Genomic DNA, 16,631 nt, shown 5'->3' on the forward strand with positions numbered 1-16,631 from the left:
GAGCTGCCGGTCTCGCTCCGAAACGCTTCGCGTCGCATGAAAGATCCTCGAATTTCCCGGCTGGCGGAAACGCTGCTGGATCACAGTTGCCAGCTGTCCGCCGGTCAGGTCGTGTTGATTGAGGCGTTTGATCTGCCGGATCCTGCTCTGGTCTGCAGTCTGGTGGATGGCGCCTATCAGCGCGGCGCATTGCCGCTGGTGTCCTGGAAAAGCAATGCTGTCCTGCGCAGCCTGTACCTTGGCGCCACCGAGGAAGCCATGACGCTGGCCGGCGAACTGGAATCGGCGGCGATGGAGCGGGCTGACGCTTACATCGGAATTCGGGGCACCGCCAATTCCACCGAATTCGCGGACGTCCCCGCCGAAAGGATGGACCTGTTTTCAAAGCACTGGTGGCAGCCGGTGCATATTCATATTCGAGTCCCCGAAACTCGCTGGGTTGTACTGCGTTATCCGACGCCGTCGATGGCTCAGTCGGCGAATTCCAGCACGGAACAGTTCGAAGACTTCTTCTTCGACGTCTGCACCGCGGACTACGCAAAAATGGCGGAAGATCTGAAACCGCTGGTGGCCCGCATGGAAGCCGCTGACCAGGTGCGCATTACGTCGCCCGGTACGGATCTGACGTTTTCCATCCGCGACATTCCCGTCGTTCCGTGTTCCGGAGAATGCAACATTCCGGACGGCGAATGTTTCACAGCGCCCGTGAGAGACAGCGTCAACGGAACGATTCGATTCAACACCCGGTCGCGGTATCAGGGCGTCGTGTTTGACGGAATTGAATTCGAACTGAAGGACGGGAAGATCGTCAGGGCGACGTGCCAGAACGAACACGACCGGCTGAATCGAATTCTGGATTCGGACGAAGGTGCCCGCTACGTGGGTGAATGGTCATTCGGGACGAACAACCGAATTCTGCACCCGATGCTGGACACGCTGTTCGACGAAAAGATCGGCGGATCGTTCCACTTCACTCCCGGCAATGCGTACGACGAAGCCGACAATGGAAACCGCAGCATGGTTCATTGGGACCTGGTGCTGATTCAGCGGCCGGATTATGGCGGCGGCGAGATCCTGTTTGACGGCGAATTGCTGCGTAAGGATGGCCGCTTTGTTCCCGATGATCTTCAGCCGCTGAACGCGGGTCTGCCGGAATAGTCGCCTGTGGCCAAACCGACGCCGAATGCGTATTCTGTCCTGGAACAGCGGAACGCATTCCTGCAGCAGTCGGTGGTGTTTTGGCGAACTTCGACGACACACAAATTCAGGGTGACGATGAACGGGAAGGTTCGCGTCGCCTGAGCATGGAGGACAAGGCTCCGCCGGCTGAAATTGAGGGCTATTCCGTGATGCGCCGGCTGGGCACCGGAGCCTACGGAACGGTCTGGCTGGCTCGCGAGGATCACACCGGCCGGATGGTGGCGATCAAGTACTATCCGCATCGCCGGGGGCTGAACTGGTCGCTGCTGAATCGCGAAGTCGAAAAGCTGGCGACTCTGTACGCGTCGCGAAACATCGTGCGGCTGCTGGATGTCGGCTGGAATGCCGAGCCGCCGTACTACGTGATGGAGTTCGTCGAAAACGGTTCTCTGGGAGCCTACCTTGCCGGCGGGCCGGTCGGTGTCGACGAAGCGATTCGCATCTGTCGCCAGGTCTGCGACGCACTTGTGGAAGCTCACGGCGCCGGAGTGCTGCACTGCGATCTGAAGCCTGACAACGTGCTACTGGACGCACAGTTTCACGTTCGACTCTGCGACTTCGGCCAGTCGCGCATGTCGCACGAACAGAGTCCGGCTTTGGGAACGCTGTACTATATGGCTCCCGAACAGGCCGATCTGAACGCCGTCCCGGACGCCCGCTGGGACGTGTATGCCGTTGGGGCACTGCTGTATCACATGCTGACCGGACAGCCGCCGTATCGCGAACCGGAAATCCAGCGGCAACTGGAATCCACCGGTTCGCTGCTGGAACGGCTGGAGCTGTATCAGCAGATCATCCGGAATGCCCCTCCGCCATCGCTGCATCAAAAGGTGCGCGGTGTGGACAATCGCCTGGCCGGACTGGTCGACCGGTGCCTCGCCGTTGATCCGGCGATGCGGCTGCCGAACGCTCAGGCCATCATCGACGAACTCGATGCCCGCGAACGTCACCGGGCTCGCCGGCCCCTGCTGCTGCTGGGCGTCCTCGGTCCGATTCTGCTGATGGCGGCCATGGTCCCGATCTTCGTGAATGCGCTGCAGAACAACCTGGAGACCATGGCGCGCAAGCTGGTGGAACGGGCGCTGGAAAGCGACGCATTGTCTGCCGGAATTCAGGCGCGAGGGCTGCAGGATCAGCTTGAGCTGCGCCTGGATGAACTGGATGCGATCGCCAACGACGACGAGTTTGTGGGAACACTGGAATCGCTGATGCAGCGGCCGTCGGAGGAAATCGCCGCGGAGATGACAAGGCTGCATCTGGCCGCACCTGCCGATCTGCCGGACTGGCTGCGCGAACTCGATGAAGCGCACGACCGCGCGGATGCGGCCAATCGGCACCGCGACAGAAGTCTGGACACAAGCTGGTTTCTGACCGACGCTCGTGGCACACAGATCTGGCGGCGTCCCTACAGCCCGAAAACGATCGGCGGCAATTTTTCCTACCGCGACTATTTTCACGGACGAAATCTGGAATACGAAGAGGGAAACGTGCCGGATGATGTCCTGCCGATTCAGTCGCCTCATGTGTCGATCGCATTTCGCAGCGAAGCAACGAACCGCTACATGGTGGCGCTTAGTGTTCCCGTTCGGTCGTCGTCCGGAGAAGTCATCGGCATCTTCGCGCGGACGGCACATCTGGGAGACCTGCAGGATCACCTGGGAAAACAGATTCAGGGAACCAGGACCGAGGCCGATACCGTCAATCGAATCATCGCTCTGGCAGACGTTCGAACGGGAAGGCTGCTGGATCATCCGTGGCTGACACCGGAGGTTCTGAAACGCAGCGAAGAAGAAGCGAAGAAGCTGTTTTCCCGCCTGCAGATGCGTGATTCCGATATCGATGCGGCTCGGGCGGAGATCGCAAAGAGGGCTGGCTTCCCGCCGGAAACGGACGAAAGCGAAGATGGCAGCGTCGATGCTGCTGCCGGGAATCCGCGATCCACGCCGTATGTCACTCTGCCGGATTATCAGGATCCGGTTGGCGCCCTGGACGAACCTGCCGCCGGTGACTTTCGCGGCCCCTGGATGGCCGCGATGGCGGCCATGGAAATCGAAACGACGCCGTGGCTGGTGATCGTGCAGGAAAATCGCGATGCCGCGCTGTTGCCGGTTCGGGAAATGGCCGCGCGAGCCACGCGACAGGCGTGGCTGGCGGTCGCGGCCAGTTTCGCCATGATGGCTGCCGTCTGGGTGTTTGTGTGGCGCGCCCTGTCCCGCGAAAAGCCGGGTGTGCCTCTGAAGCGACCGCCGGAGATCGATTCCTGAACCCGCACGCCGGCGCGGTGGCAGACGCTCTCCGATGAATTCCGCTGTCGCCGCATCACCCCCATCGCATATTCTGACGACGCGACTGCGGTCTCGACAGAAACTCCCGCAGTCGCAGCGAATTCAGTGATCCGCGACGACGAAGGATTCGTACCGAGTGTCTCGCCAGCGCGGGTGCCTGACTGCGCGTGTCGCCTGACGCCGATCAGTTCAGAATTCCGTCCCCATGTTGCTACCGCTGACGACCGACGCGCCTATCTATCATCTGCCGATTGCGACGGTCGGACTGATCGTGGCCAATTTCGTCTGCTTCTTCGCCAATGGCAGCGGCATCGATGATGTCGATCATGCCTGGATCCTGCACTTCGGCACGATCAACCCGCTGGAATGGCTGACGAACATGTTCTCGCACGCCGATGCGGTCCACCTGGTGGGAAACATGTACTTCCTGTGGACGTTCGGGTTCGTTGTGGAGGGCAAGCTTGGCTGGTTTCGAATGCTGAAGCTGTACCTGCTGATCGGGATCACTCAGTCAGCGCTGGTGCAGTTCATCATGTACATCCCCGGCGGAACGGGAGCACTGGGCGCTTCGTCGGCGATCATGGGACTGATGGCCGTCTGCCTCGTCTGGGCGCCAAAGAACGAGTTCAGCGTGCTGATGTTTTTCCTGTACCGCGTGTTCTGGTTCGACGTCACCATCATGTGGCTTTCGGTCTGGTACCTGTTCTGGGACAGCCTGAGCTGGCTGTTTATGGGCTTTTCCATGAGCACGCCGGCGCTGCATCTGTCGGGAGCGCTGGTGGGATTCGCCCTGGGAGTCCTGTATGTGAAGAAGGACTGGGTCGACTGCGAGAACTGGGACTTGTTTGCCGTGCTGAAGGGAACGTATGGCCGGTTCGGCGATCCCTCAACGACCGTCGGCAGCCACGCGGATCCGGCGTTGCTGTTCGGAAAGGAAGTTGACGTATCGGATATTCGCGTCGCGGAATTCTCCGACGATTCCAGGCCGCGAATTCGTCATGACGATCGCCAAGAACTGCGCCGAATTGAACGGCTGATCGATGCCGGCCACGCTCTGGACGCTTCCGAATCGCTGATGTTGCTGCGGCTGACAGCGTCCGATGCGCTGCTGGACGAAATCCGTCTGAAACGCCTGGCGACGGGCCTGATCCGGGCGAATGCCATCGACGAATCCGAGATTGCTCTCGAAGAGTACGTGAGACGGTTTCCGGAATCCGCCGCCTGGGCTCGGCTGAAGATCGCTCAGATCCTGCTGGTCGAGCGACAACGTCCGGCGGCGGCGCTGCGGTCGCTGAAACAGATTCGACTTTCGCAGCTTTCCGAAGATCAGCAGATCCTGGCAAAGAAAGTTGCCGCGGAAGCCAAACGTCAGGTCAAAGCCGGAGTCGAAGATACCGAAGAAGAATGGTGAGGCGTCCAGGGTTCCTCGGCGTTGCCAGCCTTCGGCTTTATCGAGGTCAGCCGCGCTGGTTCCGCACGAGTGCTGAAAACGAACGCCGAATACTGAACCGTGGTCTGAGGCCGTCTACAATCCGCGTGACTTCAGACAAAGGCGGACGACATGGCGGCGACAGCAGAGCAATCAGCGCTGGACACGTTTCACGATTGCACGCGCGACTGGTTCATCGCTTCCTTCGGTCAACCGACCCGTGTTCAGGCCCAGGCCTGGCCGGCGATCGCCAACCGCGAAAACGCCCTGCTGTTGGCTCCCACGGGTTCCGGAAAAACGCTGGCCGCGTTTCTGGCGGCGATTGACCGGATGTTCTTCCGGAATCTTTCGGAAGAAGCCGAAGCTTCGCAAACCGGCGTTCGCGTGGTGTACGTGTCTCCTCTGAAGGCTCTGGGTGTTGACGTTGATCGCAACCTTCGAGCACCCATTGCCGGATTGCGGCACTTCGCAGAGCGTCATGACGTACCGCACCACGTCCCGTCGGTTGCTGTTCGTTCCGGCGATACGCCGCAGCGAGAACGAGCGCTGATCGTTCGGCAGCCTCCCGACATTCTGATCACGACGCCGGAGTCCCTGTATCTGATGCTGACATCCAGGGCGGCGGTGGTGCTGGCCAGCGTCGAAACGGTAATCGTCGACGAAATTCACGCGATGGCCGGCACAAAACGCGGCGCGCACCTGTTCGTCACGCTGGAACGACTGGAACGGTTGCGAGCGACATCATCCGCCCACGCCACGTCATTCCAACCTCCTCCGTCATTCCCGCATCCTCCGTCATTCCCGCGCAGGCGGGAACCCAGTGCTCCCGCGACACTGCAGCGCATCGGTCTGTCCGCCACTCAGCGACCGCTCGAAGAAATCGCCCGGCTGCTCGGTGGAGGAAGTGCGTGCGCCGATCCGGATGTTTCACCGACGCCGCGTCGCGTCACCATCATCGACGCGTCCGAACGTCGCCGGTTTGATCTCACGGTGGAAATGCCGGCGGAAGAACAGGAAACGGTCGACGAGAGAACGCGACCGGGTGCCCGCCTGCGCGGGACTGACGTAGCGAGTGCTTCCGCTGATTACACCGACGTCCCGAACGGCCCCGCCGGCTCGGCGTCGTCGATCCCGTCGGTCTGGCCGTCGATTCATCCGCGGCTTGTGGAACTCATCCGCGCCAACCGGTCGACGATGATCTTCGCCAACAGTCGTCGTCTGGCCGAACGGCTGGCCAGCGCGATCAACGAACTTGCCGGAGAAGAACTTGCTCTGGCCCATCACGGTTCCATTTCGAAGGACACACGGCTGGTCATCGAAGACCGCCTGAAGCGAGGCGATCTGCCGGCGATTGTGGCTACGTCGTCAATGGAACTGGGTATTGACATGGGTGCCGTCGACCTGGTCATTCAGATTGAAGCGCCGCCGACGATTGCGTCCGGCACGCAGCGAATCGGCCGCGCCGGGCATCAGGTCGGTGCGATTTCAACGGGAGTCATCTTTCCCAAGTATAAGGGCGACCTGCTGGCCTGCAGTGCCGCCACCGGCGCGATGATGGATGGGTGGGTCGAAGAAACTCATTACCCGCGAAACCCGATCGACATTCTTGCGCAGCAGATCGTTGCCGTTGTGGCGCGGGAGACGATCGCTGTCGATGACCTGTACTCGCTGATGCGCGGGGCGGCTCCGTTTTTCGACCTGCCGCGATCTTCGTTCGAAGGAGTGCTTGATCTGTTGTCGGGCCGATACCCCAGCGACGAGTTTTCCGAACTGCGTCCGCGCATCAACTGGGATCGCAACAACAACACGGTTTCCGGTCGGCGGGGTGCTCAGCGGCTGGCGATTCTGAACGGCGGCACGATACCCGATCGGGGCTTATACGGCGTCTTCCTGATCGGCGACGGCGGCGAAAGCGGCGGCCGGGTCGGTGAGCTGGACGAAGAAATGGTCTTTGAGTGCCGGCCGGGCGACGTGTTCCTGCTGGGAGCGTCGTCCTGGCGCGTCATGGACATTACTCGCGATCGCGTGCTTGTTGTGCCGGCGCCGGGTGAGCCCGGACGCATGCCGTTCTGGAAGGGCGATAGTCCCGGTCGGCCGCGGGAATTCGGCCAGGCCATCGGGCGACTCGCTCGCGAACTGACGACCGAGAGCCGTCAGACTGCCGTCGATCGGCTGACGATCGATCATGGTCTGCAGCCGTCCGCCGCGAACAGCCTGCTCGATTATCTGAATGACCAGATCGAAGCGACCGGTGAACTTCCGTCGGACGCGGCGATCGTCGTCGAAAGTTTTCCTGACGAAGTCGGCGACTGGCGGCTGGTGATCCTGTCTCCGTTCGGAGCCCGTGTGCATGCTCCGTGGGCGATGCTGGTGGCGGCCAGGCTGCGAGAAGCGACCGACACCGAAGTTGATGTCGTCTGGACCGACGACGGAATTCTGTTTCGTGTTCCCGAAGCCGGTGATCTTCCCGAGCCGGACTTTTTCTTTCCCGAACCGGATGAAGTCGAAGATGAGCTGATTCGGCATTTGGGCGACACGGCATTGTTCGCGGCGAAGTTTCGGGAAAACGCGGGACGATCGCTGTTGCTGCCTCGCCGCAGTCCGGGCCGTCGCACTCCCCTCTGGCTGCAGCGGCGCAAGTCCGGCGATCTGTTGAAAGTCGCTGCCAGGTATCGGGAATTTCCCATTCTGATGGAAACCTACCGCGAATGCCTGCGCGACGTGTTTGACGTCAGCGGTCTGGTTTCGCTGTTGCGGGATGTGAAGTCGGGCACGATCAGCGTGAAGTCGGTTCGCCGGCAGTCTCCGTCGCCGTTTGCCTCCGCGGCGCTGTTTTCGTTTGTCGGCAACTTTGTTTATGAGGGCGATGCGCCATTGGCCGCACGCCGCGCCGCGTCGCTGACTCTGGACCACACCAGACTGCGCGAACTGCTCGGGACCGTGAACTTCCGCGAGCTGTTCGATCCCGTCGTCGTGGCAGAGTTGCTGCGGGAACTGCAGCGGATCCCGTTTCGTTGCGATCAACAGGACTTCGATAACGGCGACGGGGCACCTGCGTCACCGAATTCGTTCGAGAACGAATCCGGCTCGACGCTGCGATTCCCGCTTCGCGACGCCGACGATGTGCATGGCCTGCTGCTGGATCTCGGGCCGTTGTCTGTTGATGAAATCCGTCTGCGCGCAGGTGGTGCGATCGAACCTGGCACCCGTCACCTGGATGACTGGCGGGACGAACTTGTCACCGCGCGGCGGATCTTTCCGGCACAGATCGCCGGTGAAGAACGATTTGCGGCTGCCGAAGATGCCTCGCGGCTGCGTGACGCGCTGAACGTGCAGATCCCGCACGTCCTCGCGGATGCATTCCGGCAGCCGGTGGCTGAGCCACTGATCGACCTGGTGTCGCGATATGCAAGAAGTCACACACCGTTCACCGCGATCGACGTTGCTGCGCGCTTCGGGCTGGACGTCGGACGAGTGCTTGATGCGCTGGCAGAACTGTCTTCGCGCGACCGCGTCGTGGAAGGCGAGTTTCTTCAGGGTGGCGACGGTCGCGAATGGTGCGACCGGAACGTACTGCGAACACTCAAGCGCAGAAGTCTCGCCGCAATTCGCCGCCAGGTCGAAGCCGTTGATACCACGGCACTGGCACGCTTCCTTCCGGTCTGGCACGGCATCACGCGACCTCGCCGCGGACTGGATGGTCTGCTGGATGCGATCGAACAGCTTCAGGGAATTCCGCTGCCGGCGTCGTCGCTCGAAAACGAAATTCTGCCCGCGCGAGTCACGGGCTTCCGGACGGCCGACCTGGACGAATTGTGCGTCGCCGGAGAAGTGATCTGGCAGGGATTCGATTCCACCGGAAACCACGACGGACGCGTTGCGCTGTATCTCACGGACAGTTTTCCGCTGCTTTCTCCGGCGATCGAACCACTGGTCGATGACTCCGCCGACCGGCTGAGAACGCTGCTGGCGGATCGCGGAGCACTCTTCTTCGAACAGATCTGCGGTGAACTTCGCGGCTTCCCGAATGACGTGCTGGACGTGTTGTGGCGACTGGTCTGGAACGGGGAAATCACAAACGACACGCTTACGCCACTGCGATCACTGCGCGCCGGACGTGCTTCCGGTCGGCGGTCGGAACGCGGCAGCCGGCGGATGTTCCGGTCTCGCAGGCAGAATCATCTGGCCGGTTCCGAAGGACGCTGGACGCTGCCGGAAGCCGCTCGCGCGGTGCATTCACAGGCTGCGGTCACTGCGCCTTCAGTCACCGAACGTCAGGCCGCCATCGCAGCGCAGTTGATTCAGCGTCACGGGATCGTCACGAAGAATATGCTGTCGCGCGAACACATCGCCGGTGGATTCGCCGGCTTGTATCCCGTGCTGAAGGCGATGGAAGAAGCCGGCCGGGTTCGTCGCGGCTACTTTGTGGCCGGACTGGGCGCCGCTCAGTTTGCCGCTGTCGGAGCGGATGACCGGCTTCGTTCTCAGCGAGAACCCGACGTGTCGCCAGAACCATCCGAACCCTTGGTTCTGGCGGCGACTGATCCGGCAAATCCGTGGGCAGCGTTCTGTCGTGGCCCGAAACGAAAGAAGCGGCCCGTCCGCAGCGAGTCGCCGGAGCGAAGGTGATTATTCGCGACGGAGACCTGCTGGGATATCTCGGCAGGACTCGCCAAACCGTGACGACATTCGCCGCAGAGTCCGTCAATCACGACACGCGAATGCGACCACTGGCCAAAGCACTGCGGACGATGGCTGTTCCCGGTCGATCGATGCTGATCGCGAAAGTCGATGGCATCGCAACTGCGGATTCTCCCTTGGCAACGGTACTGATCGAAGAGGGCTTCATGCGAACGACGAAAGGCTTCCTGCACAAGGGAAACCGGATTGAATGAAGCCTGATGCGTGGACTGCGATTCTGTTGGTATGATGGTGCTGGTCATCCTGATTCAGACCGCGCTGGAGTCCGTCCGATGAATGACAACCCATATGCCATGCCCGATGCGGCCACTGATCCGCGACCCGCAAGAACTCTGGGTGGTTTGCTGCTGAAATTCTTTGCCGTCGCCGGAATCCTGGTGGTGCTGGCAGCATTCCTGCTGCCCAGTGTTCGCAGAAACCGGGAGCTTACGCGGCGCGTGCAGTGCAAGCACAACCTAAAACAGATCGGGCTGGCGATGCACAACTACGCCGACGTCTATGGCACGTTGCCGCCTGCGTATACGGTCGACGAAAATGGCAGGCCGCTGCACAGTTGGCGAACTCTGCTGCTGCCGTACATGGAACAACAAGAGCTATACCGTTCCATCGATCTGTCGAAACCGTGGGATGATCCGTTGAACGAAAAGGCGCGGCAGACCCCCGTGCCGGTGTATGTCTGCCCGTCAGCGGAAATGCCGCCGAATTCGGCGATTTATCTGGTCGTCGTGGGGCAGGAAACGTGCTTTCCGGCACCCGATTGCCGGGCGTTCTCCGAAATCACCGACGGCACGTCCAATTCGCTGATGGTGACGGAAGTCTCACCGGACGACGCCGTTCCATGGATGGCACCCCGCGATATCGACTCCGACTATTTCATGAACATCGGCCCAAATACGCAACACTCGCATGTTGGCGGATTCCAAATCGTATTGGCTGACGGAAGCGTACGATTTCTGAGTGACACGACGGCACCAGAAACCCTGCGCGCCCTTTTGACAGTGGCGGGTGGTGAGACAATCGGCGAGTATTAGTCTCGTTCCGGGGCAGGAGCCCTGGAACGATTTATGGGTCACCTGATCCAAGACCGCAGCGGCCGTCGCGGGGACTTTTGAATCAGTTCGTTGATCAGTAGCGGCACCAGCCAGCTTGTCCATGCCGCAAACGGGTACAGCCAGTCAGCGTCGAACTCCGTCACGGTCGCCAGTCCAGCCTGCAATCGAAGCACGACGGCTGCACACAGCAGCATAAAACATCGCGTCATCCACCGCCGGTGTTCGGCAAACCGCCTGCTGACAGCCGATTTCCAGCCGACAACCGCGCAGGTTCCTGTCAGCAGTGCCAGGACTCCAAAGCCAGTACCGGCCACCGCACCGGTTTCTGCATAGCGAGCCATCCAGAGTCCGCTGGGAGTCAGCAGAAGAGCGACGTTCGCGACCTGAATTCGTCCCAGCCGCCGATGCCATGCCGGAGCCCGCAGGCGAAGCGACTTGCTGAGCAGCAGCAATCCCAGCAACAGCGAACATGGTCCGGAAACGATGTGGGTGTAGAACGCCCATGAATAGGCGCCCCAAAAATACGACCTTCGACCCTGCAGAAATCCGGTGTCGAAATCGGCGGGCAAGTAGTCGCCATAGTTCATTACGATGCTGACGGTGACTTTGGCAATCAGCAGCGCGGTGACCGCCGTCAGAATCTGCCATGCGGATGGAAGGCGGGGACTCGGCATAACGGGCGAGATTCTGAAGGTGCGTATTCATTGAAGTGACGTTCCGGAATCGCTCCGCGGCCGGTGGATGTCACGCTTACCGCTACGCCGGTCTGCACACCTATTTCATCAGGCGCCGGAAGGTTCCTTCCAGTTCATCGATGGCAGCTCGAGCGGCTTCGAACCCGCCCATGCTTTCGACGAACGCCAGCACTTTTCCGGAATCTACACCACCGCCTGCTCCGCCTTCGCTTTTGCCAGATGCCGCAGCGGGCCGTTTCTTTGCAAGCGTTCCTGTCAGCGAAGTCTGTGCCGACTTGAGTTCCGCCGACCGCGGCGCGGCCGCTTCCTTCTTCATCGCAAGGGCGACTTCTTCGACCCTGCCGGAACCGACAGTGATTCCGAAGTTCTTTTTGACAGCGACTGCCACGTCGGCGTAGTCGCCGTGCCCGCCCTGCAGGATGACCTGTCGAATGGCTTCTGTGTCGGAGATTTTCTTTTTTGCCACGAGTCGTCTCCTGTTGGATGATGCTGTCGTCCGGCCAGTGCCCGTCGATTCTGCCAAACATCGACGAACATGGCGACAACCAGTATCAACGGCACTGATCGCAGATTCCACTCACGCGCAAATCCTGTTCCTCGGGCGCGGATCGTTTGACTTCGCGGCGCGCCGTTGACATCGTGTGACAGTTGTTTCCGGCGACTCCGGAGCAATGAATTCAGAGCGGTTTCGAAAATCCACACTCGCTCCGGTTAGACTACCGCCGTCCCTTCGTCTGAATCGGTGGAGATTCGTCATTTTTTGCGGAAAGGACGTATCTCCCGGTTGCACAAGGGTTTGTGTTGCCGGAGATTCGGAAGTTTCTGTCATGGCAGAGGGCTCGTCTGATCAGGCGGAATCGATCGAGTCGCTGTACCGGCAGCTTTCACGCGAATTGTGGGCGTTGTTTTATTCTCAGTGCAGTGACCCGGAACGGTCCTACGACGCCGTGCAGGAAGCGTTTCTGCGGTATCAGCGGCATAACGGAGAACCCATCCGGGATGCTCGCGCGTGGTTGCTGCGAGTCGGACAGAACTGGCTTCGGGATGTGGCCCGGCGGAAGAGCAGCGGATGTCGACTGTCGTCTTCGCTGGACGAAATGCCAAACACGCCGTTTAGTCCTGCGGAGCTGATGGCATCGGAGGAAAACCGATTGGCCGTGCGAGCGGCTTTGGAACAAATGCTGGAAGACGATCGAAAAGTGCTGGTGATGAAGTACGCCTTGAACTGGTCGTCGGCACAGATGGCAGTGGCAATGGATGCCAGTCCGGCGGCAATCGACATGCGTCTGTCGAGGGCTCGCCGGCGACTGTCGGAACTTCTCCTGGAACAGGGTTTTGGCGATGAGTGAGAAACACACAACTTCCGGAAACAGCAGGACGCTGTCGGATCGCCGACTGGACGAACTAATGGCGGCATTCTTCGACCACGAAATGCCGGTCGAGTTGCGCGAGCCGGTGATGCCGGTGCGGGCGTTGCGTGCGAAGCCGTCTCTGCCGACGGTCGCCGCCGCACACGGCGCGACTTCTGCGCCGTCGTCACTTCGCGGCTTCACGGCCATTGCCGCCATGCTGGCTGCCTGTGCGATTCTTGTGATGGCGAGCTGGAACTTTCCCACGGCGCCCGGGCGAGGAACTGCCGTCGTTTCCGGCGACGCGGAGAGCAACGGTGACCTGATGGATGTGTCGTCGAATCCGTCAGCGGATATTCCCGTCGACGACAACCAGACGTCGCTGCAGGAAATCGAGCAGATCGACCTTTCTCCCGGCGAAGATTCCGCACCGCAAACACCGTCGCGTGCCTCGCAGGACGGTCGTCGTCAGGCGCCCGCCGGTCAGCAGCGCGGGGTCGAATGAATTTCGACGGGTCGCGATCGCTACGCGGGTTTACCGGTCGTGCCACACCGAACGCAGCGGCCAGGCTTTCATGTCGCTGAACGTCGCACTGCCGTCGCGTGCAAACAGCTCAATTCCGGTTGAAGTCTGCGACGGGAAGATCCGGTCGCTGATCGCGGCCCGGCCATCGTCGATGAACACCTCGACGGACGATCGGTCGACCAGAATCCGCAGCGCCACTTTTTCATCGGACAGCGGTACTGGAGCTTCGTGGCGGCCAGAAAACCGGGCGTCGAAGTCCGTGTTTCCCGACAATGTGCGGTCCACGTAGACCGCCGAACGCGCACGGTCGTAGCCGATTTCGGTGAATTCTCCGTCGCCGACGCAGACTCGAACCCCGCTGGCTGCCGCGGTCGGAGTCAGTTCAAGCTGCAGTTCGTACGAGTTGCCGGCGAGGGTTGCGAAGACCGGCTTCTGCGAGTCCGTCAGGCTCATCGGCGCGATCTGCAGCCGCGAACCGCGCAGCGACTTCAGTTCGTCAACGGGCCGCTGCACCATGATGTACTCATCCGCATCGCCGATTCGTCGCAACGTCAATGCGCGCGGAATCGACATCTCACTGCGCCACGGCGACGTTGGCAGCAGGCAGGTTTCCCAGTTGTTGAACCAGCCGATCCAGAGATGTCGACCGTCGCTTTCAGGGATGTTCTTCCAACTGACGGGTGCATAAAAGTCGCGGCCGAAGTCGACCCACCTGGAGTCCTGAATGGCTTCAAATCTGGTGCCGTCGAAGTGACCCACGAAGTATTCGCCGCCGGAGCCTCCCGCGATCGCGCCGTTGCCCATGTCGACTTCCAGTACCCACAGCCGACGACTGTTTTCATTCTCAACGGGTAACTCAAACAGGTCCGGGCATTCCCAGTTCGGTTTGTCTTTGACGCCCGCCGGACCGAAACGGCTGAGTTCCGTCCATTGCTTCAGATCGTTTGAACCGTAGAGGATCAGGATCTTCTCGTTTGCGAGCGATACAACCATCACCCACCGCTGCGTCGGTTCGTGCCAGAAGACGTTTGGATCGCGAAAGTCCCTTTCGTTCAGATCCAGCACCGGGTTGTCGGCATACTTCGTCCACGTGCGTCCGTTGTCGGTGCTGTAGGCAAGATTCTGTACCTGCTTGTCGTGCCCGTGCCCGGTGTAGACGGCAACCATCGGCGGATTTTCCGTCGTTCCGAACCCCGAGGAATTGTGGTGGTCGACAACGCAGCATCCGCTGAAGGCCATAATTCCATCCTCTTCCGGAATCGCCAGCGGCAGATGTTCCCAGTGCAGAAGATCGCGGCTGACCGCGTGGCCCCAGCTCATGTGCCCCCAGATGATGCCGGCGGGATTGAACTGGTAGAACAGGTGATACTCACCGTTGTGATACACCAGGCCGTTTGGATCGTTCATCCAGTTCACTTCGGGTGAAAAGTGATACTGCAGCCGATGGGGCTCGTTCAGATAGTCGGGGGACTTGCGGTATTCGGCCAGCCTGTGTTCCAGGTCGAAGCGTTTCGGGGCGACATCGGACTGAACGATGTGGTCGACGTTGATATGTCCCCATCCGCCGGTCGCGCTGTCGAAGATCCGCAGTGTTGCCGTCTGCCCTTTGAATTCGGTGACGTCCCACGATGACCATTCCAGTTCTTCCGAATCGTGTCCTGTTGCGGTGCGAACAGCTTTGCCGCCGATGCGCAGTTCGATTCCCGTCTGACCTTCGTGCCGGCCGCCGCCGATCAGGAATGCGATGAACGGACGCCGGACTTCGAACTCCGGAGACGTCAGCGACCCCGTTGTGACGTCGCCGCTTCGATACGAATTCACCAGCCGGCGGCCTCGATATCCGGACACGTCCTGCTGATTCGGCAATGTGCCGGCTGCGGGTCCGTCGCCGAATGCGTCGCCCTCGACGATCCAGTTGCTGTAGGAGTCCACTTCGAAGTCGTCGATCAGCAGTTCGCGAGCCCGTTCGAATTTGCCAACCAGAACTTCATCGGCGGGCGCGGCACCTGCGGCGATCCCGCATGCCAGCAACAGCAGAGTGCGTTTCACGGAGTTCGACCTTTGGGAAATCGGCAAGTCATTCGGCGGCAAACTGCAGAACCCGCTGCCCGCGTTCGGTTTCACGAACGACCTGCCGCAGCCGTTCGACACAGACTTTGCGAGACGCCGGAATGCCGAGCTGCCGGCAGGCTTCGCAGAACGCTTCGCAGCGGTCTTCGTCGGCGATGATGTGTTCGACGGAAAGCCCGTCGCAAGTCATCCGGAAGGCGGCTCGGATGCCTTCATCGATCGCGTCTGCGATGCGTTCGGACAGTGTCGCTGTGTCGGTGATTTCGGCGGTGCGGCGGTTCTTCTTGCCCTGCCAGGTAGCTGGAGCCGACATATTGGGTTCAGCAGCGCCGACAAGCGGATCGCCGGATTCGGTTTCAAGCAGTCGCTGTGATCCGGCGCTGGCGTATTCTTCGGACAGTTCAAAGCCCAGGAACCGGCGATTCAGCTTCTTTGCGACAACCAGAGTCGACGCGCTGCCGGTGAACGGGTCCAGCACGATGTCGTCTTCATGCGAACACGATCGAATGATGCGCCCCAGCAGTTGTTCGGGCATTTGACAGCCGTGAAAGCCCGCGCGTTCCCGGAACGTGCCGGCCACGCGCGGGAAATACCAACTGTCTTCGTCAGGCTGAAAACACTCCTCCAGATCCTGCGGACGCAGCGTGAAGGTCTGATCGATGTTCGGAGGGATAATCCACGTGTCGTCAGGCAGCCGGCCGTCGGGATTTCCTCGCTTGTCGTTATAGACAAGCATTCGCGCCGACGGGATGCGGTTTTGCAGATCCTTTTCGCGGAACGTGAACTTCTTCACGTCTTTGACGAAGTAGAACAGATGCGTGTGAGACCGCGTGAACTTGAACTTGCAGTTCACGCCGAAGGTGTAATACCAAACGACCCAGCTGCGTGTGTGAAACCCGACGTCCTGCGCTTTCAGCTTGAGTTCCGCGGCGAAGTCATCACCGATCGCCAGCCAGAATGTTCCGTCGGGTTTCAGGACTCGATGCACCGCCTGCATCCATTCGGCCGACCAGTTCAGGTAGTCGTCGGCCGCCATGCGGTCGTCGTACACGTCGTACTTGTAGCCGATGTTGAACGGAGGATCGGCGAACGCAAGATCGACGCAGGCTTCCGGCAGCGAATTGAGGCCTTCGATGCAATCACCGCGATGAATTCGTCCCAGCTTTGACTGAATATCCGTTGACATGTTCGGGGCGTCCTCCCGTGACAAGTGCGTGAAGTGAATTCGCCGGATTGTATCGGACCGCAGCTACCGCGCAAGTCATGAGCCTGGCGGATTGGAAAAACCCCGCCGGTGCGAATGCGGTCTCTGACGTCGCTGATT

The 16,631-nt window shown here is 60.6% G+C and carries 12 protein-coding genes; 8 read left to right on the forward strand and 4 right to left on the reverse strand.

Annotated elements, in window-relative coordinates; translation table 11 throughout:
• From R3C19_14875 to R3C19_14900, 6 genes are all read left to right on the forward strand, one after another.
• On the forward strand, window positions 1–1,158 hold a 1,158-nt coding region (locus R3C19_14875; protein ID MEZ6061628.1), incomplete at its 5' end, for an aminopeptidase.
• A gap of 80 nt (window positions 1,159–1,238) precedes the next feature.
• Window positions 1,239–3,464, forward strand: coding sequence for a serine/threonine protein kinase (locus tag R3C19_14880; GenBank protein ID MEZ6061629.1), 2,226 nt, complete (start codon window positions 1,239–1,241; stop codon window positions 3,462–3,464).
• Between the two features lie 226 nt (window positions 3,465–3,690).
• Window positions 3,691–4,896 (forward strand): rhomboid family intramembrane serine protease, encoded by a 1,206-nt coding sequence (locus tag R3C19_14885; protein MEZ6061630.1) that lies wholly within the window; start codon window positions 3,691–3,693, stop codon window positions 4,894–4,896.
• A 150-nt stretch (window positions 4,897–5,046) separates the two neighbouring features.
• Entirely contained in the window at window positions 5,047–9,543 is a 4,497-nt protein-coding gene (locus tag R3C19_14890; GenBank protein ID MEZ6061631.1) for a crosslink repair DNA glycosylase YcaQ family protein, read from the forward strand.
• Entirely contained in the window at window positions 9,540–9,809 is a 270-nt protein-coding gene (locus R3C19_14895) for a hypothetical protein (GenBank protein MEZ6061632.1), read from the forward strand. Before R3C19_14890 ends, R3C19_14895 begins: the two co-directional genes overlap by 4 nt.
• Window positions 9,810–9,887: 78 nt before the next feature.
• Window positions 9,888–10,646, forward strand: coding sequence for a DUF1559 domain-containing protein (locus R3C19_14900; GenBank protein ID MEZ6061633.1), 759 nt, complete (start codon window positions 9,888–9,890; stop codon window positions 10,644–10,646).
• A 38-nt stretch (window positions 10,647–10,684) separates the two neighbouring features.
• Here the strand turns inward: R3C19_14900 and R3C19_14905 are convergent, their stop codons facing one another.
• Together R3C19_14905 and R3C19_14910 are read right to left on the reverse strand one after the other, a co-directional pair.
• A complete protein-coding gene (locus R3C19_14905; GenBank protein MEZ6061634.1) occupies window positions 10,685–11,341 on the reverse strand; it encodes a DUF2306 domain-containing protein in 657 nt (218 codons plus the stop codon).
• Between the two features lie 100 nt (window positions 11,342–11,441).
• Window positions 11,442–11,828, reverse strand: a complete 387-nt coding sequence (locus tag R3C19_14910; protein ID MEZ6061635.1) for a hypothetical protein — start codon at window positions 11,826–11,828, stop codon at window positions 11,442–11,444.
• 361 nt (window positions 11,829–12,189) lie between these two features.
• On the opposite strand from R3C19_14910, the gene R3C19_14915 reads away from it, so the two are divergent.
• Entirely contained in the window at window positions 12,190–12,711 is a 522-nt protein-coding gene (locus tag R3C19_14915) for an RNA polymerase sigma factor (GenBank protein ID MEZ6061636.1), read from the forward strand.
• Entirely contained in the window at window positions 12,704–13,216 is a 513-nt protein-coding gene (locus tag R3C19_14920) for a hypothetical protein (GenBank protein MEZ6061637.1), read from the forward strand. Before R3C19_14915 ends, R3C19_14920 begins: the two co-directional genes overlap by 8 nt.
• A 30-nt stretch (window positions 13,217–13,246) precedes the next feature.
• Here R3C19_14920 and R3C19_14925 read toward each other — a convergent pair whose 3' ends face one another.
• Window positions 13,247–15,286: a glycoside hydrolase family 32 protein gene (locus tag R3C19_14925; GenBank protein MEZ6061638.1), complete on the reverse strand. Its 2,040-nt coding sequence runs from the start codon at window positions 15,284–15,286 to the stop codon at window positions 13,247–13,249.
• A gap of 28 nt (window positions 15,287–15,314) precedes the next feature.
• Window positions 15,315–16,493 carry a site-specific DNA-methyltransferase gene (locus tag R3C19_14930; protein ID MEZ6061639.1) on the reverse strand — a complete coding sequence of 393 codons (1,179 nt, stop codon included), beginning with the start codon at window positions 16,491–16,493 and terminating at the stop codon, window positions 15,315–15,317.
• Between the last annotated feature and the right edge of the window lie 138 nt (window positions 16,494–16,631).

Source organism: Planctomycetaceae bacterium (genome assembly GCA_041398785.1).
GTDB lineage: Bacteria > Planctomycetota > Planctomycetia > Planctomycetales > Planctomycetaceae > JAWKUA01.